25 protein-coding genes are annotated in these 22437 nt (G+C 72.5%); 10 read left to right on the forward strand and 15 right to left on the reverse strand.

Features of this window, described 5'->3' with window-relative positions; genetic code table 11:
• The coding region (locus PLP61_RS03300; RefSeq protein ID WP_324500331.1) for an IclR family transcriptional regulator at nt 1-706 on the reverse strand (706 nt) is incomplete at its 3' end.
• A gap of 50 nt (nt 707-756) precedes the next feature.
• Between PLP61_RS03300 and PLP61_RS03305 the strand changes: the two genes are divergently transcribed.
• A complete protein-coding gene (locus tag PLP61_RS03305) occupies nt 757-1368 on the forward strand; it encodes a class I SAM-dependent methyltransferase (protein WP_324500332.1) in 612 nt (203 codons plus the stop codon).
• Nucleotides 1369-1377: 9 nt separating this feature from the next.
• Here the strand turns inward: PLP61_RS03305 and PLP61_RS03310 are convergent, their stop codons facing one another.
• Together PLP61_RS03310 and mca are read right to left on the reverse strand one after the other, a co-directional pair.
• On the reverse strand, nt 1378-1614 hold the full coding sequence (locus tag PLP61_RS03310) for a hypothetical protein (RefSeq protein ID WP_324500333.1): 237 nt from the start codon (nt 1612-1614) through the stop codon (nt 1378-1380).
• 12 nt (nt 1615-1626) lie between these two features.
• Nucleotides 1627-2511: a mycothiol conjugate amidase Mca gene (gene mca, locus PLP61_RS03315; protein WP_324500335.1), complete on the reverse strand. Its 885-nt coding sequence runs from the start codon at nt 2509-2511 to the stop codon at nt 1627-1629.
• Between the two features lie 29 nt (nt 2512-2540).
• Between mca and PLP61_RS03320 the strand changes: the two genes are divergently transcribed.
• Both PLP61_RS03320 and greA read left to right on the forward strand, forming a co-directional pair.
• A complete protein-coding gene (locus PLP61_RS03320) occupies nt 2541-2942 on the forward strand; it encodes a DUF4307 domain-containing protein (RefSeq protein ID WP_324500336.1) in 402 nt (133 codons plus the stop codon).
• Nucleotides 2943-3095: 153 nt separating this feature from the next.
• The gene (gene greA / locus PLP61_RS03325; protein WP_324500386.1) at nt 3096-3590 is read left to right on the forward strand and encodes a transcription elongation factor GreA; all 495 of its coding nucleotides are present in this window, start codon (nt 3096-3098) and stop codon (nt 3588-3590) included.
• A 10-nt stretch (nt 3591-3600) separates the two neighbouring features.
• On the opposite strand, the gene ilvA is transcribed toward greA, so the two are convergent.
• The 5 genes from ilvA to PLP61_RS03350 are packed head-to-tail and all read right to left on the reverse strand — an operon-like array spanning nt 3601 to nt 9115.
• Entirely contained in the window at nt 3601-4824 is a 1224-nt protein-coding gene (gene ilvA, locus PLP61_RS03330; protein WP_324500337.1) for a threonine ammonia-lyase, read from the reverse strand.
• On the reverse strand, nt 4821-6116 hold the full coding sequence (locus PLP61_RS03335) for an AI-2E family transporter (RefSeq protein WP_324500338.1): 1296 nt from the start codon (nt 6114-6116) through the stop codon (nt 4821-4823). The genes ilvA and PLP61_RS03335 overlap by 4 nt, the downstream gene beginning before the upstream one ends.
• Before the next feature lie 9 nt (nt 6117-6125).
• Nucleotides 6126-7526, reverse strand: a complete 1401-nt coding sequence (locus PLP61_RS03340) for a glutamate mutase L (protein WP_324500339.1) — start codon at nt 7524-7526, stop codon at nt 6126-6128.
• Nucleotides 7523-8680 carry a cystathionine gamma-synthase gene (locus tag PLP61_RS03345; protein WP_324500340.1) on the reverse strand — a complete coding sequence of 386 codons (1158 nt, stop codon included), beginning with the start codon at nt 8678-8680 and terminating at the stop codon, nt 7523-7525. The genes PLP61_RS03340 and PLP61_RS03345 overlap by 4 nt, the downstream gene beginning before the upstream one ends.
• Nucleotides 8681-8707: 27 nt before the next feature.
• Nucleotides 8708-9115 (reverse strand): DUF3224 domain-containing protein, encoded by a 408-nt coding sequence (locus PLP61_RS03350; protein WP_324500341.1) that lies wholly within the window; start codon nt 9113-9115, stop codon nt 8708-8710.
• A gap of 93 nt (nt 9116-9208) precedes the next feature.
• On the opposite strand from PLP61_RS03350, the gene msrA reads away from it, so the two are divergent.
• Nucleotides 9209-9862 (forward strand): peptide-methionine (S)-S-oxide reductase MsrA, encoded by a 654-nt coding sequence (gene msrA, locus PLP61_RS03355; RefSeq protein ID WP_324500342.1) that lies wholly within the window; start codon nt 9209-9211, stop codon nt 9860-9862.
• 43 nt (nt 9863-9905) lie between these two features.
• Nucleotides 9906-10652, forward strand: a complete 747-nt coding sequence (locus PLP61_RS03360; protein ID WP_324500343.1) for a class I SAM-dependent DNA methyltransferase — start codon at nt 9906-9908, stop codon at nt 10650-10652.
• Between the two features lie 63 nt (nt 10653-10715).
• On the opposite strand, the gene PLP61_RS03365 is transcribed toward PLP61_RS03360, so the two are convergent.
• Together PLP61_RS03365 and PLP61_RS03370 are read right to left on the reverse strand one after the other, a co-directional pair.
• The gene (locus PLP61_RS03365; protein ID WP_324500344.1) at nt 10716-11186 is read right to left on the reverse strand and encodes a hypothetical protein; all 471 of its coding nucleotides are present in this window, start codon (nt 11184-11186) and stop codon (nt 10716-10718) included.
• Nucleotides 11183-11767: a CDP-alcohol phosphatidyltransferase family protein gene (locus tag PLP61_RS03370; RefSeq protein WP_324500346.1), complete on the reverse strand. Its 585-nt coding sequence runs from the start codon at nt 11765-11767 to the stop codon at nt 11183-11185. Before PLP61_RS03370 ends, PLP61_RS03365 begins: the two co-directional genes overlap by 4 nt.
• Nucleotides 11768-11908: 141 nt before the next feature.
• On the opposite strand from PLP61_RS03370, the gene PLP61_RS03375 reads away from it, so the two are divergent.
• Both PLP61_RS03375 and PLP61_RS03380 read left to right on the forward strand, forming a co-directional pair.
• A complete protein-coding gene (locus tag PLP61_RS03375) occupies nt 11909-13030 on the forward strand; it encodes a sensor histidine kinase (RefSeq protein WP_324500347.1) in 1122 nt (373 codons plus the stop codon).
• On the forward strand, nt 13027-13686 hold the full coding sequence (locus tag PLP61_RS03380) for a response regulator (RefSeq protein WP_324500349.1): 660 nt from the start codon (nt 13027-13029) through the stop codon (nt 13684-13686). The genes PLP61_RS03375 and PLP61_RS03380 overlap by 4 nt, the downstream gene beginning before the upstream one ends.
• Before the next feature lie 17 nt (nt 13687-13703).
• Here PLP61_RS03380 and PLP61_RS03385 read toward each other — a convergent pair whose 3' ends face one another.
• The 3 genes from PLP61_RS03385 to PLP61_RS03395 all read right to left on the reverse strand — a co-directional run bounded on the left by PLP61_RS03385 (nt 13704) and on the right by PLP61_RS03395 (nt 16206).
• Nucleotides 13704-14189, reverse strand: a complete 486-nt coding sequence (locus PLP61_RS03385; protein ID WP_324500351.1) for an SRPBCC family protein — start codon at nt 14187-14189, stop codon at nt 13704-13706.
• A 209-nt stretch (nt 14190-14398) separates the two neighbouring features.
• Nucleotides 14399-15169 carry a sulfite exporter TauE/SafE family protein gene (locus tag PLP61_RS03390; RefSeq protein ID WP_324500352.1) on the reverse strand — a complete coding sequence of 257 codons (771 nt, stop codon included), beginning with the start codon at nt 15167-15169 and terminating at the stop codon, nt 14399-14401.
• Between the two features lie 11 nt (nt 15170-15180).
• Entirely contained in the window at nt 15181-16206 is a 1026-nt protein-coding gene (locus PLP61_RS03395) for a hypothetical protein (protein ID WP_324500354.1), read from the reverse strand.
• A 122-nt stretch (nt 16207-16328) separates the two neighbouring features.
• Here PLP61_RS03395 and PLP61_RS03400 point away from each other — a divergent pair, with 122 nt between their 5' ends.
• The 3 genes from PLP61_RS03400 (at nt 16329) to PLP61_RS03410 (ending at nt 18891) form a co-directional block, all read left to right on the forward strand.
• Nucleotides 16329-16724, forward strand: coding sequence for a hypothetical protein (locus PLP61_RS03400; RefSeq protein WP_324500355.1), 396 nt, complete (start codon nt 16329-16331; stop codon nt 16722-16724).
• Nucleotides 16725-16900: 176 nt separating this feature from the next.
• The gene (locus tag PLP61_RS03405) at nt 16901-18241 is read left to right on the forward strand and encodes an ABC1 kinase family protein (protein ID WP_324500357.1); all 1341 of its coding nucleotides are present in this window, start codon (nt 16901-16903) and stop codon (nt 18239-18241) included.
• 122 nt (nt 18242-18363) lie between these two features.
• A complete protein-coding gene (locus PLP61_RS03410; protein WP_324500359.1) occupies nt 18364-18891 on the forward strand; it encodes a hypothetical protein in 528 nt (175 codons plus the stop codon).
• Between the two features lie 81 nt (nt 18892-18972).
• On the opposite strand, the gene PLP61_RS03415 is transcribed toward PLP61_RS03410, so the two are convergent.
• Both PLP61_RS03415 and PLP61_RS03420 read right to left on the reverse strand, forming a co-directional pair.
• The gene (locus PLP61_RS03415) at nt 18973-21018 is read right to left on the reverse strand and encodes a vWA domain-containing protein (protein ID WP_324500361.1); all 2046 of its coding nucleotides are present in this window, start codon (nt 21016-21018) and stop codon (nt 18973-18975) included.
• Between the two features lie 12 nt (nt 21019-21030).
• Nucleotides 21031-22428, reverse strand: coding sequence for a magnesium chelatase ATPase subunit I (locus PLP61_RS03420; protein WP_324500363.1), 1398 nt, complete (start codon nt 22426-22428; stop codon nt 21031-21033).
• Between the last annotated feature and the right edge of the window lie 9 nt (nt 22429-22437).

The raw sequence follows: 22437 nt of genomic DNA on the forward strand, positions 1-22437 counted from the left end.
CGTGCTCCGGTGGGCGGAAGCGGGTCACCGGGCCGGCGACGCTGACCGCGGCCACCGGCCGGTCGTCGCTGTCAAGGATCGGCGCGGCCACGCAGACGATCCCGGGCGCCGACTCCTCGTACTCGTAGGCCACCCCGGTCTCCACGACGGCGTCCAGCTGCTGACGCAGCCGCCCGGGTGCGGTGATCGTGCGCGGTGTGAGCCGCTCCAGGCTCCCGGAGAGCACCGGCACCCGGACCGACTCCCCGGCGTGGGCCAGCAGCGCCTTGCCCAGGGCGGTGGAGTGCAGCGGCATCCGGCCCCCGATCCGCGAGGGCGACCGCACCTGCCGGTGGCCCGCGACCTTGGCGACGTACACCACCTCGGACCCCTCGCGCACGGCCAGGTGGACGGTCTCGTGGGTGCGCTCGTAGAGGTCCTCGAGGAACGGCGTGGCGACCTCCAGCAGGGTCCGCTCGAGCGAGGCGAGCATGCCGAGCTCGAAGAGCAGTCCGCCGAGGTGGTAGTCCCCGTCGATCCGGTCCAGGAGCCTGGCCCTGACCAGGTCGCTCGCCACCCGGTGCAGCGTCGCCTTCGGGAGCCCCGTCCGCCGCTGGAGCTCGGCGAACCCGAGCCCGTGGTCCTCGGCGGTGAACGCCCGCAGGACCCGCATCGCCTTGCCCAGCACGCTGCGCGGGTCCAGTGCCTCGGGTCCGGTCTCGGTCATCGTGCGGCAGCCTAGACGCGTCGGCGACCGGGCGTGGGTACCGTGGCTCCATGGATGCGCATGCCTGGGACGAGCGGTACGCCGGGCGCGAGCCGGTGTGGTCGGTGGAGCCGAACCAGTTCGTGGCCAGGGAGTGTACGGACCTGGCCTCCGAGCCGCGCCGGGCGGTGGACCTGGCCGCCGGCGAGGGCCGCAACGCCATCTGGCTGGCCCGTCAGGGCTGGGAGGTCACGGCGGTCGACTTCTCCCGCACCGGCCTGGAGAAGGGGCGCCAGCTGGCCGGCGACGCCCGGGTGGAGTGGGTGCACGCCGACGCGACGACCTGGCGGGGGACCGGCTACGGCCTGGCCGTGGTCTGCTACCTGCAGCTGCCGGCGGCCGAGCGAGCCGCCGCCGTCCGCAACGCCTTCGACGCCCTGGTCCCCGGGGGCACGTTCCTGCTCGTCGCCCACGACTCGTCCAACCTGCTCGACGGGACCGGCGGGCCGCAGGACCCGGCGGTGCTGATGTCGGCCGAGGACGTCCTGGCCGACCTGGTCGGAAAGGACTTCGACGTGGTCCGGGCCGGGCGGGTGGAGCGGCTCGTGGCGGTGCCCGACGAGCACGGTGGCGCGTCCGAGCGGACCGCCTACGACTGCCTGGTGCGGCTCACCCGACGGTGACCGGCCGGCTCACTCCTGGTCGGTGGGTTCCTGCACGGGCGGGACGGGCTCGTCGCCGTACACCCCGGCGTCCTTGGCCGCCCGGGCCTTGCGCAGCTGCTTGACGAAGCTGAACGCCAGCAGCACCGTCGCCAGGATCAGCGCGACGAAGAAGAAGGCACCCCACCCGCCCGCGACGACGTCGTTGTCCTCGGGGACCGGGTCCTCGGCCAGGACCGTCAGCGCCAAGGTGAGTGCAGCAGGCATGCGTCCAGTGTGTCACGCAGGGTCGGTGATGCCCGCGAACAGGTCGTCCTCGGGCAGCGACGCCTCCACGTGGGCGGTCACCAGCTCGTAGTCCTCGTGCGGCCAGACCTCCTCCTGGATCTCCCGGGGCACGGCGAACCACGGCCCGTCGGGATCGATCTGCGTCGCGTGCGCCATCAGTGCCTGGTCCCGGACGCCGAAGTACGCCGCGCACGGGACGCGCGTGGTGATCCGCGCGTCCCACTCCGGGTCGACCTTCCACTCCGCGAGCCGCTCGGCGTACGGCGACTCGAAGCCGTGCCGCAGCATCGCCTCGTGCAGCGCCTGGTAGCGGGGCCGGTTGAACGTGTGGTGGTAGTAGAGCTTCAGCGGCTGCCACGGCTCACCGGCCTCGGGGTACCGCTGGGGGTCCCCGGCGGCCGCGAAGGCCTCGACACTGACCCGGTGGCACATGATGTGGTCGGGGTGCGGGTAGCCCCCGCGCTCGTCGTACGTCGTGACGACGTGCGGCCGGAACCGGCGCATCAGGGCCACCAGCGGCTCGGCCGCCTCCTCGACCGGCAGGGAGGCGAAGCAGCCGTCGGGCAGCGGCGGCCTCGGGTCGCCCTCGGGCCAGCCGGAGTCCACGAAACCCAGCCAGTCCTGGGTGATGCCGAGGATGTCGCGGGCCCGCTCCATCTCCTGCCGACGAACCTCGGTGATGGTGGCGAGGATCTCCGGACGATCCATCTTCGGGTTGAGGATCGAGCCGCGCTCGCCCCCGGTGCAGGTGACCACGTGCACGTCCACGCCCTCGGCCACGTAGCGGGCGGTCGTGGCCGCCCCTTTGCTCGACTCGTCGTCGGGGTGGGCGTGCACGTGCAGGAGCCGGTAGCCGGCCCGGGGGTGCTGGGGCATGGCGCGATTCTAGGTGCGACGATGGGGCGATGAGCCCCCCAGCCACGCTGCCCGAAGGCCGGTACGGCGCGCGCCCGAGGGCCACCCGCTGGGCGCTGGGCACCGCGGTGGCGGTCGTGGTCACGGCGTTCCTGGTGTGGGTCGGGTGGGCGGTGTGGTGGCACTCGACCCCGGACGTGCGCTCGGAGCTGGTCGGCTACACCGTGGTCGACGAGCACTCGGTGGACGCAGTCCTCGACGTCACGGTGGCGGAGGGCGCCGACGAGCCACGCTGCACGCTGCGCGCCATGTCGGAGGACCACGTGGCGGTGGGCGAGCTGAGCTTCGTGCCGGTCGAGGGTCGCAACGAGGTCGTCATCCGGACCGAGCGCAGGGCGACCAGCGTCGAGAAGGTGGGGTGCACGACCCCGCGTCAGAACCAGCCGCGCTGACGGAGGCTGTGGATCCGGCTCAGGATTCCGGGCGGCAGTTGCTAGACTTGTCCACTCATGTCCGCACGCCTGACCCAGGCGACTTGAACGCTGAGCGGGGTCGTGCAGCAGCTGCGGCCCGACCGCACCCACGACCCGACCCAGGAGTACTCCATGACGCAGTCCGAGCACGACACGATCTGGCTCACCCAGGAGACCCACGACAAGCTCAAGGCCGAGCTCGAGCACCTCTCCGGACCGGTGCGCCAGGAGATCATCGAGCGGATCAGCTCGGCGCGCGACGAGGGCGACCTGAAGGAGAACGGCGGGTACCACGCCGCGAAGGACGAGCAGGGCAAGGTCGAGGCCCGGATCCGCCAGATCCAGGAGATGCTCCGGGTCGCACAGGTGGGCGAGACCCCTCCCGACGACGGCATCGTCGAGCCGGGCATGAAGGTCACCTACCGCTTCGTCGACGACGAGGAGACCGAGACGTTCCTCCTGGGCCACCGGGAGATGGAGGACGGCACCATCCCCGTCTTCTCCCCGCAGTCCCCGCTGGGGGCGGCGATCATGGGCGCGCACCGCGGCGACACCGTGAGCTACCAGGCCCCCAACGGCAAGCAGCTCCACGTCGAGATCGTGGACGCCGTGCCCTTCACCGGCTGACCCGGGCGGCTCACTCGACGATCCGGTAGCCCAGCTCCCGCAACCGGCCCACGACCTGCGCGGAGTGGGTGGAGCCCCGGGTCTCCAGCTGCAGCGCCACCTCCACCTCGTGCAGCCCCAGGGTGGGCGAGATGCGCTCGTGGGTCAGGTCGATCACGCTGGCCCCCAGGTCGCTGAGCTCGGTCAGCAGCCCGGCCAGTCCGCCGGGCAGGTCGGAGATGACCACTCCGATGTACAGGTACCGACCGGCTGCGGCCAGGCCGTGACGGATCACCTTGCCGAGCAGCAGCGGGTCGATGTTGCCGCCCGAGAGCACCGCCACCGCCGGGGTCGCGTACGCCGTGGGCTGGTCCATCAACGCCGCGACGGCCGCCGCCCCGGCCGGTTCGACCACCTGCTTGGCGCGCTCCATGAGCGCCAGCAGCGCCTTGGCCAGCGAGTCCTCGGAGACCGTGACGACCTCGTCGACGTACTCCTGCACGGCCCGGAAGGTGAGGTCGCCCGGGCGGCCGACCGCGATCCCGTCGGCCATCGTGCGCATCGACTCCAGCTGCACCGGCGCGCCGCTGGCCAGCGACGGCGGGAACGCCGCGGCCCCCTCGGCCTGCACCCCGACCACCCGGACACCGGGGCGCTGGGACTTGACCGCGATCGCGATCCCGGCGAGCAGGCCGCCGCCGCCGGTGGGCACGAGAACGGTCTCGACCTCCGGCGTCTGCTCGAGGATCTCCAGGCCGCAGGTGCCCTGCCCGGTGACCACGTCGACGTGGTCGAACGGGGAGATGAACACGGCGCCGGTGTCGGCGGCGTACTGCTTGGCGGCGACGATGGCCTGGTCGAGGTACTGGCCGTGGAAGACGATGTCGGCGCCGTAGCCGCGGGTCGCGTTGACCTTGGGGATCGGCGCACCCTCCGGCATGAACACCGTGGCGGTGATCCCGAGCAGCTGCGCGCTGAGCGCGACCCCCTGGGCGTGGTTGCCGGCGGAGGCCGCGACCACGCCGGCGGCGCGTTCGGACTCGTCCAGCCGCGACAGCCGCAGATAGGCGCCGCGGGGCTTGAACGAGCCGGTGCGCTGGAGGTTCTCGCACTTGAGGCGGACCGGTCCGCCGGCCAGCGCCGACAGCCAGCGGGCACCCTCCATCGGGGTCCGGATGGCAACCCCCTCCAGCAGCCGTGCGGCCTCCTGGATGTCGGCCAGGCCGACCTCAGCCACCGCAACCTCGGGTGTCACTCATGCTGCTCCTCCTCGACCGCCCGCATCTCCACGAGATCCTCCTGGAGCGCCTCCTCGGGATCCTCCCCGACTTCGGTGTCCGCCGCCAGGTGCTCGACGACCGCGTTCACCGCAGCGGCGAGCGGCACCGCCACCAGCGCGCCGGCCACCCCGGCCACCAGGACACCGCAGCCGATGGCCACGATCACGCCGAGCGGGTGCACCGAGACGAAGCGGCCCATCAGGAAGGGCTGGAGGATGTGCCCCTCGATCTGCTGGACCAGGATCACGCCGCCGAGCATCAGCAGGGCGGTCCAGGGACCCTGGTCGACGAGGGCGACCAGGACGGCCACGGTGCCGGCGACGGTGGCGCCGACCATCGGCACGAACGCACCGAGGAACACCAGCACCCCGATGGCCAGCACGAACGGGACGCCCAGGATCGCCGCCACGATCATGATGCCCGCCGCGTCGACCATCGCGACGAGGACGGTCGCCCGGACGAACTGGGTGAGCGAGACCCACGCGACCTGGCCGGAGGAGTCGACCCGCTCGCGGGCTGCGCGGGGTGCCAGCCGCACGAACCACGCCCAGATCCGGGCACCGTCGGCGAGGAAGAAGTAGGTGGAGAACAACACGATGAAGAAGCCGGCGACGACGTGCCCGATGGTGGCGCCGAGGGCGGTCACCTGGGACAACCTGCCCTGTGACTTGCTCCAGTCGGTGATCGCCACCTGGACCTGGTCGATGTAGTCGTTGATCTGGGAGTCGGTCGCGTGGAGCGGCCCCTCCTTCAGCCACGCCTTGATCTCGTCCAGGCCCTGCACCACCTGGTCGGCGAGGTCGGAGGCACCGTTGGCGACCTGCGACCCGGCCAGCGTCAGCAGTGCGGCGACGAACCCGATGCCGCCCACGACGACCAGGGCGGCGGCCACCCCCTGGCGGACGCCCACCCGCCCCATCGCCCGCACCAGCGGGACCACCAGCGCGGAGATCAGCAGCGCGATGAGCACCGGTACCGCGATCACCGCGAAGTACCAGACCAGCCACAAGATCGCGTACCCCGCCGCCGCGATCACCAGGAACCGCCAGGACCAGGCGGCGGCCAGGTCGAGGCCCCAGGGGACCTGCGCCCGCGAGAAGTTGGTGGGGCCGGTCTGGATCGTCGGCGGCTCAGTGGTACGCCGCTCGGCGGCACGCCGCTCGGCGCGGAGCCTGGCCCGCACCTGGGCGAGCCGTCGCAGCGCGCGGTCCTCGGCGCTGCGCGCGGTCCCCGCCGGGGCGTCCTGGGCCTCCCCCTCGTCGGTCACCCGGACAGGCTACCCAGCGGTCCGAGGGTGCAGGGTGGACACGAGACGGTGCGCCGCTTCCGGGTGGTCGGCGGCCAGGAGCCCTGCGGCCGCCAGCACGTAGTCGTGGTCGACCACGATGGCAGGGTGGCGGGGCAGCTGCCAGCCGCCCTCGATCTGCTCGCCCAGGCTGCCCGCGAGCACCCGCTCGGCCACGCCCGGCCGGCCGCTGCGCAGGATGCCGCCCGAGCCGACAAGCAGGTCCACCTCGCGCAGGTCCTTCCCGGTGCGCTCGACCACGCGACCCTCCGGGCCGACCACCACGCGGCTTCGCCCTGCGTGCCGTCGCAGCGCCAGCCCGACCGCGGCCCGGGCGATGGCCTCGTCGGTGTCGGCCTCGGTGTCGCTGTCGGGGAGGTACGCCGGGTCCTCGTGCCGTCGCCGCGCCGCCTCGAGCAGCCCCTCGAGCCCCGCCTGCTCGACGGTGGTGACCGCCGACCAGCGCAGGCCCAGGTCCGCCTCGACGGTGCGGGTGACCGGTGTGGTCGCGACGACCTCGCGCGCCAGCTCACTCTCCTCGGGGTCGACCTCCACCACGGAGTGCACGTCGGTGGTCGCGCCCCCGACGTCGACGACCACCACGTCACCCGCCCCCCGGTGCGTCCCGCCGGCCCCTCGGGCCAGCAGCTCCACGCCGGTGAGGACGACGTCGGGGGTGGCGCCCCGCACCATCGCGGTGAAGTCGGCGCGCTCGGACAGGTGCTTGCCCCCGATGACGTGCGTCAGGAACATCTCGCGGATCGCCGTCCGGGCCCCGTCGGGGGTCAGCACCCCGATCCGCGGCACCACGTTGTCCGCAAGCACGTAGGGCATCCCACCCTCGGTGAGGATCCGGGCCACCTCCCCCTCGGCGTGCACGTTGCCGGCGACGACCACGGGTCCCTGCCACGGCGAGGCCACGAGGTCGGTGGCGCACTGGACGAGGGCCTCGCGGTTGCCGCCGTCGGTGCCACCGGTGAGCAGCACCACGTCCGGCGCGACCTCGGCCAGGTCGGCCAGCCGCTCGCCACGGCTGGCCGCGAAGACGCCCACGACCTTCCCCCCGCTGGAGAGGGCCACCCGGCGTCCTGCCTCGGCGGTGACCAGCTCCTCGTTGCCCACCACCGCGATCCGCAGACCGCCGCCGGCACTGGAGCAGGCGAGCACCTCCGCCTCCTCCGCCCGGGAGTCCTGGCCGGCGAGCTCGGCCAGGCAGGCGTCGTACCCGTCCAGCACGTCGGTCTCGATGGTGGTCGGGTGCGAGGCTGAGGCGACGATCCGTCCCCGGGCGAGGTCGACCAGGGCGGCCTTGGTGAAGGTGGAGCCGAAGTCCACGCAGACGGCGACCCCCACCTGGTCGGCGGTCCGGCGCGGGCCGGTCGAGGGGCTCACGCGAGCGCCCGTTCGAGATCGGCCAGCAGGTCGTCGGCGGTCTCGATCCCGACGCTGAGCCGGACCAGGTCACTGGGCACCTCCAGCGCGGTGCCCGCCACCGAGGCGTGGGTCATCCGGCCAGGGTGCTCGATGAGGCTCTCCACCCCTCCGAGCGACTCACCCAGCGTGAACACCTCGGTCCGGGCGCACACCGCGAGTGCCTGCTGCTCCCCGCCGGTCACCCGGAAGCTCACGATCCCGCCGAACCGCCGCATCTGCCGCCGTGCCACCTCGTGCCCCGGATGGCTCTCCAGGCCGGGGTAGAACACCTCGGCGACGGCGGGGTGGCCGCTGAGGTACTCGACCACCCGTTCCGCGTTCTCGCAGTGCCGGTCCATCCGCACCCCCAGGGTCTTCAGGCCCCGCAGCACCAGCCACGCGTCGAACGGCCCGGCGACGGCACCCATGGCGTTCTGGTGGAAGGCCAGCGCCTCGGCCAGATCGTGGTCGCGCACCACCAGCGCGCCGCCGACGACGTCGGAGTGGCCGCCGCAGTACTTCGTGGTGGAGTGCATGACGACGTCGGCGCCCAGGGTGAGCGGCTGCTGGAGGTACGGCGAGGCGAAGGTGTTGTCGACCACCAGCAGGGCCCCGGCGTCGTGGGCGATCCCGGCGAGCACCTGAATGTCACCGATCCCGAGCAGCGGGTTCGTGGGCGTCTCCACCCAGACCAGCCTGGTGGCGCCGGGCCGGATCGCGGCGCGCACCGCCTCGGGGTCGGACGCCGGTGCCGGGTCGTGCACCAGCCCCCAGGCCCGCTCCACCTTGTCGAAGAGGCGGAACGTGCCGCCGTACGCGTCGTCCGGAAGCACCACGTGGTCACCCGGACGGCACAGCGCGCGGACCAGCGTGTCCTCGGCGGCCAGGCCGGAGGCGAACGCGAAGCCGCGCTCCCCCTCCTCCAGGGCCGCCAGGTTGGCCTCGAGCACCGTCCGCGTGGGGTTGGCCGAGCGGCTGTACTCGTAGCCGCCACGCAGGCCCCCCACGCCGTCCTGCTTGAAGGTGGACGTCGCGTGGATCGGCGGGATCACCGCTCCCGTCACCGGATCGGGCTCGTAGCCGGCGTGGATCGCGCGGGTCTCGAAGCCGGACTTGTGCTGGTGCTCGGTCACGGACCCGAGACTAGCCGGGCCCGGAGCTCACGCCTCGAGCGTGTAGTCGAGGACGATGCGGTGCGTGCCGTCGGCGTCGATGGCCAGCGACCCGGTGCCGGAGATCCCGGCGAGCGCCCCCGTCCCGCTGCGGGGCACCACCACGAGGAGCTCGTGCAGACGCTCACCGTGACCGAGGGTCGTGGCGGAGTGGATGAAGTTGAAGGTCCCCCCGTGCCCGTCCACTGCGCCCTCGAAGGACTCGGTGGCCACGTAGCTGCCGACCCCGGAGTCTCCGTCGAAGGCGTAGCTGAACTGGGTGATCGAGCGCCCCTCCAGACCGCCTTGGTACCGCTTGACCATCCGGGCGTGCCCGGTGGCGAGCGCGGTCTCGATCTCGGGGACCGCGTCGGTGGGGGTGAACTCCTCGACCTCGAACGTGCAGCGGGTCTCCATGACGGCAGAGCCTAGAGGTCGCGTCCGGCGCGGGGAACGATCCCAGCCCCTGCGGTGTTGGACCAGGGGCCAGCATCCGCCCGAGGAGGGTCCATGTTCTTCACGCGCAGCAGGTCGACGCTTCCCACCGCCGACGGGGCGCTGCCCGGCCGGTCGACCCGGCCGTTCCCGCTCGCCGAGCGGCACCTGGTGCTCGACGCCCCGCTCGTCACCGACGAGGTGCCGCCCGGGTTGGAGGTCGCGCTGTTCGGCCTCGGCTGCTTCTGGGGCGCCGAGGAGGTGTTCTGGCAGGTGCCCGGGGTGTGGTCCACCTCCGTCGGGTACGCCGGCGGGGCGACCCCGCACCCGACGTACGAGGAGGTCTGCACGGGCCGCACCGGCCACACCGAGGCGGTCCGGGTCGTCTACGACCCCGCGGTGGTCTCCTACGCCGACCTGGTCACGGTGTTCCTCGAGGTGCACGACCCGACCCAGGGGATGCGGCAGGGCAACGACGTGGGCACGCAGTACCGCTCCGCGATCTACTGGACCACGCCCGAGCAGGAGCAGGTCGCGCGGGACATGCTCGCCCGCTACCAGCCCGCCCTGACCGAGCGCGGCTTCGGGGAGATCACCACCGAGGTGCGGCCGGCGGCCGAGACGACGTACTACTACGCCGAGGACCACCACCAGCAGTACCTGGTGAAGGTCCCCCACGGGTACCGCTGCCACTCCGCCACGGGCGTGCCCTTCCCACAGACGCCCTGAGGTCAGGGTGGCCTGCACGTCCGGCATGGGCAAGGCTGCAGCGATGACCAGCAGTGACCTGTGGGATGCCCAGACAGCCGAGCGGTACGACGAGGACTCGGCGTTCATGTTCGCGCCGGAGGTCCTGGGACCCGCGGTTGCCTTCCTGTCCGCCCTGGCCGGCGACGGCCCGGTGCTGGAGTTCGCGATCGGCACCGGGCGAGTGGCGATACCGCTGGTCGAGCGTGGCGTTCCCGTCAGCGGCATCGATCTTTCGCAGCCGATGGTCGACCAGTTGCGCAGCAAGTGCCGCGACATCCCCGTCGTGGTCGGCGACATGGCCACCAGTGCGATTCCGGGGCAGTTCTCCCTCGTCTACCTCGTCTGGAACGGCCTCGGGAACCTCCGCACCCAGGCCGCGCAGGTCGCCTGCTTCCGCAACGCGGCCAGACACCTCGCGCCGGGCGGACGGTTCGTCATCGAGCTGTGGATTCCCGGTATCCGGCGTTTGCCACCCGGACAGGTAGCGGTGCCCTTCCACGTCGGGGAGCATCACGTCGGCCTCGACACCTTCGACCTGACCACCCAGCAGGGCACCTCTCATCACTATCGACGCCATCCGGACGGCACCGTGACCTACGGGGCGAGCAACTTCCGCTACGTCTGGCCCGCCGAGTGCGACCTGATGGCGCAGCTCGCCGGCATGGAGCTCGAGAGCCGGCTGGCCGGGTGGAGCGGCGATCCCTTCACCAACGACAGCGAGAGCCACGTCTCTGTCTGGCGCAAGCCGGGAGCAGCCACTCCGCTTTGACCTGGTCGCGTCACGGACTGACCTGGCACCGCGCGACCCGACCCGCGAGCCTGCCGCTCCGGTTCACCCGACCAGGACGGCGACACCGCCCGCTACGGCCCCGAAGCGGACGAGCCGACCCACGAAGCAGCCCGAGGCGAAGACCGACCAGCGGAGGGTGGAGGCGCCCGCGGCCGCGCTGACCAGCGCCAGTGGCGGCAGGCCGACGGTCGCCGAGACGGCGACCGTCGCGGGCCCCGCGACACGGTGGGAGAGGCACCGCAGCAGCGTGGCGTTGACCCGTCGGACCCACCGGGGCCCCCGCGGGGGGCGCCCCACGTGGACGAGGCGGCAGCGCCCGACCCCGCGCCGCGCCGCGCCGAAGATGACGGTCTTGCCCACGGTCTGGCCACCGGCCAGGGCGACCACCGAGACCGCGACCAGGTGTGGGGGCTCGAGGAGCGAGAGGCCGGCCTGGACGGCCTCGGCGTTCACCACGGGCACCAACGCCGACACGAAGCCCATGCCGATGCCGGCAACCACCTCGCGGATCATGACCAGTCCTTGAGGACCAGCGTCCGCTTGGCAGACCAGGACTTGACGGCGATCAGGCCGAGACCCAGGCACAGGGCCACCGTCATCCAGCCCGTCAGCATGGCCAGCACCACGGCGGAGGTGTTGAGGGCCTTGGCCGGCGGCGACCAGTTGAGGCGGTGCACGAGTCGGTCGACGACGTGGAAGTCGTTCGGGCTCTTGATCGGCCAGCCGAGGAACGCCAGGGAGAGCACGCAGTCCAGCACCATGAACTGCAGCAGGAACACGCACATGGGGGCGGCCGCCTGGGGGCGCAGGTCGAGATAGGCACCCGCCAGGACGGCCATGCAGGCTCGGTCGCTCACGATGTCGAGCACGGCGCCGATCCGGGTCTCCTGGTGGAGCCGTCGGGCGCACCACCCGTCGAGGATGTCGCCGCCCCAGTAGATGGCGTAGGCCGCGAGGAGCAGCTGGGCCGAGTGGTTCCGCAGGGCGGCGACACCCAGTACCACCGCGGCGATCGTCCGCACCACGGTGACGAGGTTGGGGACGGTACGGACGACGCGAGCGCCTCGGATGTCTTGTTCGGTGGCTGAGGTCATGTCTTCCACGTTCCCGAGACGGGCCCGGTCCGCGGATCGGCCCGAGGTGCCGCGCGTCGGCACGCGGGGGCCGTTGAGACGTCCGCGAATCGGTACCACGGGACGAGGCCCGCCGGGCTGAGACAGGTCCATGATGAGCACATGGACCTGCGCCTCGCCGCCCGACGGGTCCGCTCCCTGCGCCCGGTCGACGTGGGCGTCACGGTGCTGCTCGTCGCGGCGCTCTACGCGGTCGGGATGCTGACGATCTTCGGCGGGGGTCTCCCCGAGATGCTGCTGCCGATGAGCGGACTCGCCCTGGCCGTGCGGTGGCCACTGCTGGGCACCACCACGGCCGGCGCCCTTGCCGTGGGCGCTGCGGCGCACGGTTACATCGGTGACGAGCTCGTCTACGCCGCGGGAGCGATGACGATCTGCTCCTACCTGGCCGTCCGTACCGTCGGGGGCTGGAGCGCTGTCGTCCCTGGGGTGGTCGCGGCGGCGACCGGCCTGCTGGTCGGTTCCCCGGACGTCGCGGCTGCGGCGACGCTGGCTGCGCTCATCGGCGGCGGGGCCGCCGCGATGCAGGGCCTCGCATCCAGGACCGAGGAGTCGGAGACCCTGGTCGCCCGCCTACGCGCCCGCACGCAGGAGCAGGAACGGCGACAGGCGTGGCTCAGCGAGCGGGCCGAGCTGGCGCGCGAGCTCCACGACATCGTCGGGCACCACGTCACTGCGATGGTGGTGTCGGCTGAGGCGGCGAAGGCGCACGGCGCTGACGACCACACCCTCGACACCATTGCCGAGCTGGGACGCCACGCACTCACCGAGCTGGACACGCTCGTCGGATCGCTGCGCGAGACCGGCGCCGCGCCGCCCACCCGGGCGACGCCGCGGCTGACCGACCTGCCCGCCCTGGTGGAGCCGTTGCGGGCCGCAGGGGTCGCGGCCGACCTCACCACCGATGTCAGCGGCCAGCTCAGTGACTCCACCCAGCTCGCCGTCTACCGCATCGTCCAGGAGACGACGACGAACATCCTCAAGCACGCCCGGGCGACCCAGGCGCACGTCGAGGTGGTGGGCACCGAGCGAGAGGTGACCGTGCGGGTGTCGGACAACGGCCGGGGCGACGTCGACGCCACCGGGGTGGCCGAGCGCGTGGGGCGCGGCCTGATGGGGATCGGCGAACGCGTGGAGCGCCTGGGCGGCTCCTGGAGCTACGAGACGCGACCAGGGACCGGCACGACGGTCACCGCTGTGCTCCCCGTCCGGGTGGCGCCGTGATCAGGGTCGCCATCGTCGACGACCAGGACCTCATCCGGGAGGGGCTCGCGATGATCGTCGGGGCGGCACCGGACATGGAGGTCGTGCTGTCGGGCGCGGACGGTCAGGACCTGGTCGACGCCGTCGCCGACCACCGGGCCATCGACGTGGCTCTCGTCGACATCCGGATGCCCGGCATCGACGGCCTCGAAGCCACGCGAAGGATCGCGGGCCGTCCAGGAGCCCCCTCGGTACTCATCCTCACCACGTTCGACGAGGACGAGTACGTGCTCAGTGCCGTCGCGGCCGGGGCCAGCGGCTTCCTCCTCAAGCGTGCCTCCGGCCAGCAGCTGGTCGAGGCGGTCAGGTCCGTGGCCGACGGCGATGCCGTGCTGTCGCCCAGCGTGACCCGGCAGGTGCTGGCGCGGATGCGCGCGGGTGTCGACCTCGCGGGCGAGCCGGCGGCCGTACCGTCCGTGGCCCACCTGACCGACCGCGAGACCGACGTACTGCGATGCATCGGTGAGGGCCTGAACAACGCAGAGATCGCGTCCACCCTGTTCCTGTCCGAGAGCACCATCAAGACCCACGTCGGCAACGTGCTCGCCAAGACCCACTCGCGAGACCGGGTCCGTGCCGCGCTGCTGGCCGTGCGTGCCGGGCTGGTGGCGCCCTAGGGTCCGAGGAGCACCCGTCAGCTGGCGGCCTTCCGGGTCCTGGGGGCCGGCTTGGGCTTCTCGACCACCGGCTGGGTCTCGAGCCTGGCCTTCACCCTGTCGATGTAGAGCCGGCTCATCCTGGTCGTGCCGAAGTCGATCATGTTGCGCAGCGGCGGCACGCCCCACAGCGCCCGCGAGCGGTGCTCCAAGGTGACCTTCGTGCCCGTCCCCTCCCGCTCGAACGAGTAGTCCCAGTTGCCCACGATCGCGCTCGAGGACTTCTCGGTGATGTGCTTGTTCGGCTGGTAACCGGTGACGACCTCGAACCCCTGGGGGCCGGGGACCCCGGCGATCTTGATGCGCCAGTTGACGTAGGTGCCGACACCCTCCTTGGTCATCTTCGCCTCCAGAACCTCGTAGCCGGGGGCGCCGGCGTCGTTGGCCGGGTCCATGAAGTAGTCGAACACCGTCTTGACCGGTGCGTCGATGTGGTAGCTGACCTTCATGGTCATGGCGCTCATCTCCTTGTTCCACTCGTCGCGGCCGAGTCGACCACAAGGGGCAGGTAGCCGGCTCGGCCTCCTGCTTGCGCCACTTCCATGGTATCCCCGTGCCTGCGGGGCGACACCCCTCGTCACCGCGCCTCTTCGATCCGGCGCCTCTCGGCTACTGGTGCGTACGACGCGGCTGGTACGTCGTACGCACCAGTAGCGAGGCGGTGGAGGCCTGGCTACCTGAGCGACTGCACCAGGTAGACGCAGGCGACCGCGACGGCGAGGGAGCCCAGGAGGATCCGCAGGAGCCGCTCGGGCAGCCACGGCTGCAGCCGGGCCCCGGCGTACCCGCCCACCAGGCCGCCGAGCCCGCACGCCAGCCCGATCCTCCAGTCCGGCGCCACCGATCCGTCCGTTGTCAGGGCGAGCACTGCGTAGGTGAGGGCGCCGACCACGGAGGTGACGAACGTCGAGGCGAGTGCCGCGGGCGCGACAGCCACCACCGTGAGCCCGGAGCCGACGAGAATCGGGCTGAGCAGGGAGCCGCCCCCGATGCCGTACACACCACCGATGACGCCCACGACCAGCGCGAGCAGGAGCACGGCACGGTCCGACAGCGCCTCGCGCGGTCGGGCGGCGCCCAAGGTCTGCCTGAGCAGCCAGGTGCCCACACCCAGCAGCACCGCGGCCGCGATGAGCCGGAACGGCCGCACACCAGGCACCAGATGGACCCGGATGATCGCCCCGAGGACGACCCCCGGAACCGTGCCGGCCACGAGGCGGCGGGCCAAAGGGCCGGCCAGCTGACCGTTCCGGCGGTACCTGAGCAGGGCGCCGGGGCCCGCCACGACGTTGTAGAGCAGGTTGGTCGGGGTCACCGCGGGGTTCGGGACGTGCAGCAGGCTGAGCTGCACGGGGAGCAGGAACACCGCCCCGGAGACCCCCACCGGAGCGGTCACGGTGGCGATCACCAGAGCGGCGAGGAAGCCCTGCACCGCGTCCCCCATACCAGCGGACCCTACGACCGCCGCGGGCGTCGTCCCGCGGGAGTCCGTGCCTGGGCGGCGTAGAAGGGCTCGAGCCTGGCCCGGATCCGTGCCTCCAGGAAGCCGCGGGCCAGGGCGTGCTCGGCGAGGGGCGGAAGGAGCAGCAGCGCAGTGTCCGCCAGGTGCCGGGCGTCGAGGCCGAGCTCCTGGAGCAGCTCGGCGACCGGCCTGTCTCCGTGCAGCTCCCACACCTCGTCGACCGCGCGGGCCGCGAGCTCGCCGAGCAGACCGGCGTCGCGAAGCCGCCGCAGGACCGGGCTGGAGGCGCGCACCAGGTCGGCCAGGTCGGTGGCCTCCAGCGGCTCGGCGAGCGAGGCTACGGTGCCGCGCGACCACTCCTGCCACACCTCGTCGGCCATCGCCCGCAGCATCGTCTCGTCCAGCGATTCCTCCAGGTAGCGCCTGCCGTCACGCAGCGTGTCGGCGATGTTGGCCCGGACGAACGCCGTCAGCTGACGGTCCAGGTTCGCCTCGAGCCCCGGGGCCGCGGAGCTGAGCCCGCGTTGGCCCAGCCGGACCAGCGAGGAGGCGCCGGGGATCTTGCGGGCGACGACGTTCTCGGTCAGCACGAAGGCCTTGACCCCGTGGTAGAGGACCCGGGCGACCAGGCCGCTGTACGCCTCGCTCTCGGTGACTGCGTCGATCGCACCGCGTCGTACTGCGTCCATCCGGACCACCACGTCGACCATCGCGTCGTAGTCCTCCTTGGTGACCAGCGCTGCGACGGTGAGCCCCTCATGCCGCAGCCGCGCGTGCGCCGCGGCCACCGCCACGGCCGCCACCTCGAGGAGCTCGTCGGTCAGGGCCAGGTCCTCGGCGAGCGCGGCGGCGGCACGCGTGGCCTCCTCGGGCGGGACCAGCTCAGCCAGCCGGACCGTGCCCAGCCACCCGAGGAGGGCCTCGGCCTCTTCCCTCACGGTGTCCTGGAGCGACGCGGCGCTCCAGCGCGTCAGCTCGAAGCGCACGTGCGCCTCGAGCACCGCATTCCAGTCGGTCACATCGTCCTCCGGTCGGCACGCCCAGGTCGGCGTGCGCTCATCGTGCCAGGCGCCTCCTCGGTCGGTTGTCTTCCCGAGCACAGAAATGATCCGTCCGGGGCTCACCGGACTAGCCTGAAGGCATGGCCGAGACTCCTGTGGCCGTGCGTCAGACGCTCTTCCTCACCTCCCTCGTGGTCGCCGGCGTCATCACCGTCCTGATGCTCATCGAGGGTCCCCCCGGCAGTGGGTACGGCTGGGGTGCGGTGGCGGTCAACATCGTGCTGTCTGCCGGGATCGTGGTCCTGCTCGGCTGGATGGTCCGGCTGGCGCGGCCCCACCTGCGCTGGTGGACCGTCGCGCTGGCGGCGCTGCTCGCCGTCGTCACCGCCGCCTCCACCCTCGGCAACTGGGGCTACGAGGACGCCGGCAGCCAGGCCAGGGACGCGGTCCAAGCGGTGCTGGTGATCGCCTTCGCGCTGGCAGTGGTGGTCGAGGAGCTCGGCGGCACGCATCGCCCGCACCCTCTCCCCCGGTGACCACCCCGAGCCCCACCGGACTGCGACCGTCCCCGCTCCGGAGATAGTCCGCCGCGCAAATCATCATTTCCGGAGCCCGGATGATGAGTTTCGCGGCGGACTATCTGGTGCGGCGCGTGAGGGGCCGCAGCGCGCGCCGCCCCGGGGGGCTGGCGCCGTCAGCCACAATGGGGTGCATGACCGACCTCCCGCGCCGAGCCGTCACCCGCACGGCGCGGCTGGCCGCCCTCCCCCTCGGGTACGCCGGGCGCAGCGCGGTCGGTCTCGGCAAGCGGCTGGGCGGCAAGCCCGCCGAGGCGGTGACCAGCGAGATCCAGCAGCGCACCGCCGACCAGCTCTTCCGCACGCTCGGCGAGCTCAAGGGCGGCGCGATGAAGTTCGGTCAGGCGCTCTCGGTCCTGGAGTCGGCGCTGCCCGAGGACGTGGCCGCGCCGTACCGTGAGCACCTCACCCGGCTCCAGGACTCCGCGCCGCCCATGCCGACCCAGACCGTGCGCGAGGAGATCGAGCGCGAGCTGGGCCCGGACTGGCGCGAGCGCCTGGTGTGGATGGACGGCGGCCCCACGGCCGCCGCCTCCATCGGGCAGGTGCACCGCGGCCGCTGGCACGACGGGCGCGAGGTCGCCGTCAAGGTCCAGTACCCCGGTGCCTCCGACGCGCTGCTCGGGGACCTCAGGCAGATCGCCCGGCTCGCTCGCGGGATGTCTCCACTCTTCCCCGGCATGAACGTCAAGCCCCTGATCGCGGAGATCCAGGACCGAGCGCTCGAGGAGCTCGACTACCACCTGGAGGCGGAGGCCCAGCAGGCCTTCGCCGACGGCTTCCGCGAGGATCCGCAGATCGTGGTGCCGGACGTGGTGGCCACCGGACGGACGGTGCTGGTGACGGAGTGGCTGGAGAGCCCCGCGTCGCTCGCCGCGGTGATCGCCGGCGGGTCACGGGCCGAGCGGGACCACTACGGCGAGCTGCTGGCGCGGTTCCTGTTCTCGGGGCCCGTGCGGACCGGGATGCTCCACGCCGACCCGCACCCCGGCAACTTCCGGGTGATGCCTCGGGAGGACGGCACCCCGGGCCGGCTGGGGGTGCTCGACTTCGGCAGCGTGGCCCGGCTCCCCGAGCGAGCGATGCCTCGCGCCATGGGCACCCTGATCCGCATCGCCAGCATCGAGGACCAGGACGAGCTGCTCGAGGGGCTGCGCCGGGAGGGCTTCGTCAAGGAGAACATCAAGGTCGACCCGGCGCTGGTGCTCGACTACCTCGCACCCTTCATCGAGCCGGCCCGGCAACCGCGGTTCCAGTTCACGCGCGAGTGGATGAGGGAGCAGTTCAACCGGCTCAACGACCCCTCCGCGCCCTCGTACACGGTGGCGACCAAGCTCAACCTGCCGCCCGGGTACATGCTGATCCACCGCACCTGGCTCGGCGGCATCGGGCTGCTGAGCCAGCTCGAGGCCGATGCGCCGTTCCGCGACATCCTGCTGGAGTTCCTGCCCGGGTTCGCCGGGGACGACGCGTGACGGGAGACCATTGCCACAGCGCCCGCGGCCCGCGAGGGGCCTAGGCTGGAGGTGTCGGGAGACCGACATGGCCGCGGGCCGAGGTGGTCGAGATGCGTGGGGATGGGACGCGAGCTCTGAGGATGACGGGGTTCTGGCTGGTCGTGGTCACGATGGGCCTCGGCTTCGCCTTCGTGACCGGTGAGACGTTCGACGACCCCGGCGGCTGGGCCGCCGTCGGCTACGTCCTGACGTGGGCGGTGCCGCTGGCGGCGTTGCTGCTGGTGGTGACGCGCTGGCCGGCCTGGGCGGCCCGCTGGTGCTGGGTCGCGGTGCTGGTGCCGATCGGCTTCGCCGCGTGGGGCCTGGTCGACATCGACGCCTACCGGAGCTTCCAGGACGACGTCGGGCCGGTGGGCGCTGTCCTGGTGATGGTGATCGGCACGGCGCTGGCCTTCCTGGGACGGCACGCCGAGCACACGCTGACCGCGGGGGTGGCGATGCTCGCGGCCACGCTCGTGCCGCCGGCGCTGCTGGCGCTGAGCAGTGGCGAGATGATGCGCTCCGCCATGATCGTGGCAGTGCCCGTCCTGGTGGCCGGACTGCTGTACCTCTTCGCCGGGCTGCAGGCCCACCGCGGGCACCACGTCGGCCGCCACGCCGTCGCCTGACCGCGTCCCGTCACCACTGGCGCCCGGGACGTCGTACGGAGGGAGCAGACGCCGGCTCGGTCCGGACGACGTAGGACGGGGCTAGTCGACCCAGAATCCCCGGGTCCCCCAGCCGCCGAAGCCGTCGGCGTACGACGAGTCGCGGGACCGGTCGCCCAGGTAGGAGCCGACGACCGCCGCGCCCAGGTCGTCGAGCTCGGGTGCCACGACCCGGCCCCCGACCCGCCTCGCCATGGAGTCCACGAACCGCGCCAGACCCGGATCCTCGCCGAGCCGGAAGAAGGTGACCTGCGCGCCGAGCCGCCCTGCGGCGTCCAGCTCGCGTACCGCGTGGGCGATGGTGAGCGGGTGCGGCGGGTAGGCGAAGTACACCTCGCCACCAGGCTCGAGGTGTGACGTGGGCTCCCCGTCGGTGACGACGAGCAGCACCGGCTGGGCGTTCGGGTGCCGGCGGAAGTGGCGGTTGGCCAGCAGCAGCGCGTGGTGCAGGTTCGTGCCCTTGTCCCACAGCGCGTCCAGACCGGTCAGCTCCTCGATCTCCATCACCTGGGCCTGGCGGCCGAAGCCGATGAGCTGCAGGTGGTCACCCCGGAACCGGGTGCGGATCAGGGTGTGCAGTGCCAGCGCCGTCCGCTTCATCGGCACCCAGCGGCCGTCCATCGCCATCGAGAACGACGTGTCCACGAGCAGCGCCACGCACGCCTGGCTGCGGGCCTCGGTCTCGGTGACCTCGACGTCGCGGAGCTCGAGCCGGACCCGCGGCCTGCCGGACCCGCGCCGGGGTGCCCGGTCCGCCGCCGTACGGCGCACCGCGTTGCCGACGGTGCGGGTGACGTCCCACGGCTCGGTGTCCCCGAACTCCCAGGGTCGCGCGGCCCCCGACGGCTCGCCCGCCGTACCGGCCAGCCGCGCGTCCCGCTGGCCCTGCCGCCCCGACAGCCGGGTGGCCACGTCACGCAGCAGCGCCTTGCCGAGCTGACGCATGGCCTTGGGGGAGAGCCGGAGCTGCCCGTCGGTGCCCCGCTTGAGGAAGCCGGAGTCGCGCAGCGCCCGCTCCAGCTCGGCCAGGGTGCGGGCGTCGACCGCCGCCTCGTCGCCCAGCTGGCGCGCCAGCGTGTCGAGGTCGACGTCGTCCAGCCGGGCTCCGTCGTAGGACTGGGAGAGCTGCTCGGCCAGGTCGTCGAGGTCGGCGAGATCCTGCAGGACCCCGGTGCCGTCGCCCAGCCCCAGTCCCTGCTCGCCCTCGAAACGCTCCGAGCCGCTCCAGTCCTCTCCCGGACGCAGCGCCTGCAGGTTGCCGTCCATCCGGGCGAGCTGGTCCATCAGCTCGGCCGAGCCGAACGCCTGCGCGGAGAGCTGCCTCAGCTCGGCCCGCTGCTCCGGGGACATCGACGCGAGCAGGCGCTGGGCAGCCGCGGCGCGCGCCGCGAGGGTGTCGAGCAGCTCGTCGAGGGTGCGCGGGTGCTCGGGGAAGTGCTCTGCGTGCCGCTCCATGAACTCCTCGAAGTCCTCCTGGGTGTCCTCGCCGCGACGGCGCTTCTCCAAGAGGTCGTTGAGGTCGGCCAGCATCTCGCCGACGGCGGCCCGGTCGGCGTCCGTGGCGTTCTCGAGCGTCTGCTTCATGCCGGCGAAGCGCTGGTCGAGCAGCTCCCGGCCGAGCAGGTCCTTGATCTGCTCGTAGGCCTCGCGGGCCTCGCTGCTCTGCCAGTCGTACGACGCCAGCTCGCTCACCGCAGCCGCGGTCGAGGCGGGAAGGTTGTCGAGCCGCAGCTGGCGGAAGGCCCGGTCGGCGTCGTCGAGGTCCACGTCGCGGGCGAGCTGGCCGCGCTCGGCGAGCACGGCCTTGTCCAGCAGCTCGCGCACCTCCTGCAGCGTGCCGTCCAGACGGTGCGTCCGCAGCAGCTCCCGGCGGCGTTCCGCCACCCGGCGCGCCAGGTCGTCCAGGCCGCGCCGCTGCGCACCCCCGCGGCGCAGGAACTCCCGCATCGCCCGCTCCGGTGAGTACCCGGCCATCACGTCCTCGCCGATCGCGTCCAGCGCCTCGGCGAGGTCCACCGGGGGGGCGAGCGGGTCGCCCCCGGCGTACCTGAGGTACCGCGCCCGGTGCCGGTCCGGACGTGGGCTCATCCCCCGCCCCCGTCAGCCATAGACGGTCTCCCCGCCTGCGGAGTCCTTCCCGATCTTCCTGGCCAGGTAGAGACCCTCCAGCGCCAGCTCGATCGCGGCCGCCCGTTCGCCGTCGTTGGTCGCCTCGAGCCGGTCCATCACCTGGTCGTACAGGTCGGACTCGCCGAGCACCGGCAGCCCGTGCAGCAGGTCGCGGGCGCTGACCTGGTCGCCGGTGGCGACCATGGCACCGCCCTCCAGCGCGTCGACGAGCAGGGCGAAGTCGATCCCGCGCAGGCGGAGCCGCACGGTCTCCGCCGTGGCCGTGCGCAGCAGGTGGGTGAGGATCTCGTGCTCGCGACCCTCCTCGCCGGTCTCGAACTCCACCTTTCCGCCGAGCACGTCCACCACCGTGGCCAGGTCGACGACCCTGGCCACCGCCTCCGGCTCGCCCTGGGTGGTGGCCCGGTGCAGAGCTGCGGCGGCGAGGGTCTCGGCGCCGGCGATGGCGAAGCGGGCCGAGACGCCCGAGCGCTGGTCCACGGCGTTGGCCTCACGCAGCGAGCGGGTGAACCGGGCGAGGATCTCGATGAGGTGGTCGGGCACCTCGGCGACCAGGTGCGCCTCCTGGCGGATCACCGACACCTCGTCGTCCAGCTCGACCGGGTAGTGGGTGCGGATCTCGGCACCGAACCGGTCCTTGAGCGGGGTGATGATCCGGCCGCGGTTGGTGTAGTCCTCGGGGTTGGCGCTGGCGACGACCAGCACGTCCAGAGGCAGCCGGAGCACGTAGCCGCGGATCTGGATGTCGCGCTCCTCCATCACGTTGAGCATCGCGACCTGGATCCGCTCGGCCAGGTCGGGCAGCTCGTTGATCGCGACGATCCCGCGGTGGGAACGCGGGATCAGCCCGAAGTGGATGGTCTCCGGGTCGCCCAGGGTCCGGCCCTCCGCCACCTTCATCGGGTCCACGTCGCCGATCAGGTCGGCCACCGAGGTGTCGGGAGTGGCCAGCTTCTCGGCGTACCTCTCCTCGCGGTTCCGCCAGGCGACCGGCAGCTCCTCGCCCAGCTCGGCGGCCCGCCGGCGCGACTCGGGGGTGATCGGCTCGTAGGGGTGCTCGCCGAGCTCGGAGCCCTCGATGACCGGGGTCCACTCGTCCAGCAGCCCGACCAGGGTGCGCAGCAGGCGGGTCTTGCCCTGCCCGCGCTCGCCCAGGAGCACCACGTCGTGGCCGGCGATCAGCGCCCGCTCCAGCTGCGGGATCACGGTGCCGCCGAACCCGTGCAGGCCGGGCCAGGGGTCCTCGCCGTCACGCAGCTTGCCGAGCAGGTTGGCGCGGATCTCCTGGCGCAGGTGGAGCTGCTGGTGGCCGGAGGCGCGCAGGGCACCGAGCGTGGTGGGCAGGCCGGGTGGGGTGGGCACGGTCACCCTGCCACG

Source organism: Nocardioides sp. (assembly GCF_035429765.1).
In the GTDB taxonomy this organism is placed as follows: Bacteria; Actinomycetota; Actinomycetes; order Propionibacteriales; family Nocardioidaceae; genus Nocardioides.

Bases quoted from the DNA above. Each gene is read 5' to 3' on its own strand.
- PLP61_RS03305 (WP_324500332.1), top strand. From the start codon at position 757: ATGGATGCGCATGCCTGGGACGAGCGGTACGCCGGGCGCGAGCCGGTG.
- PLP61_RS03310 (WP_324500333.1), bottom strand. From the start codon at position 1,614: ATGCCTGCTGCACTCACCTTGGCGCTGACGGTCCTGGCCGAGGACCCG.
- mca (WP_324500335.1), bottom strand. From the start codon at position 2,511: ATGCCCCAGCACCCCCGGGCCGGCTACCGGCTCCTGCACGTGCACGCC.
- PLP61_RS03320 (WP_324500336.1), top strand. From the start codon at position 2,541: ATGAGCCCCCCAGCCACGCTGCCCGAAGGCCGGTACGGCGCGCGCCCG.
- greA (WP_324500386.1), top strand. From the start codon at position 3,096: ATGACGCAGTCCGAGCACGACACGATCTGGCTCACCCAGGAGACCCAC.
- PLP61_RS03350 (WP_324500341.1), bottom strand. From the start codon at position 9,115: ATGGAGACCCGCTGCACGTTCGAGGTCGAGGAGTTCACCCCCACCGAC.
- msrA (WP_324500342.1), top strand. From the start codon at position 9,209: ATGTTCTTCACGCGCAGCAGGTCGACGCTTCCCACCGCCGACGGGGCG.
- PLP61_RS03360 (WP_324500343.1), top strand. From the start codon at position 9,906: ATGACCAGCAGTGACCTGTGGGATGCCCAGACAGCCGAGCGGTACGAC.
- PLP61_RS03365 (WP_324500344.1), bottom strand. From the start codon at position 11,186: ATGATCCGCGAGGTGGTTGCCGGCATCGGCATGGGCTTCGTGTCGGCG.
- PLP61_RS03370 (WP_324500346.1), bottom strand. From the start codon at position 11,767: ATGACCTCAGCCACCGAACAAGACATCCGAGGCGCTCGCGTCGTCCGT.
- PLP61_RS03375 (WP_324500347.1), top strand. From the start codon at position 11,909: ATGGACCTGCGCCTCGCCGCCCGACGGGTCCGCTCCCTGCGCCCGGTC.
- PLP61_RS03385 (WP_324500351.1), bottom strand. From the start codon at position 14,189: ATGAGCGCCATGACCATGAAGGTCAGCTACCACATCGACGCACCGGTC.
- PLP61_RS03390 (WP_324500352.1), bottom strand. From the start codon at position 15,169: ATGGGGGACGCGGTGCAGGGCTTCCTCGCCGCTCTGGTGATCGCCACC.
- PLP61_RS03400 (WP_324500355.1), top strand. From the start codon at position 16,329: ATGGCCGAGACTCCTGTGGCCGTGCGTCAGACGCTCTTCCTCACCTCC.
- PLP61_RS03405 (WP_324500357.1), top strand. From the start codon at position 16,901: ATGACCGACCTCCCGCGCCGAGCCGTCACCCGCACGGCGCGGCTGGCC.
- PLP61_RS03410 (WP_324500359.1), top strand. From the start codon at position 18,364: ATGACGGGGTTCTGGCTGGTCGTGGTCACGATGGGCCTCGGCTTCGCC.
- PLP61_RS03415 (WP_324500361.1), bottom strand. From the start codon at position 21,018: ATGAGCCCACGTCCGGACCGGCACCGGGCGCGGTACCTCAGGTACGCC.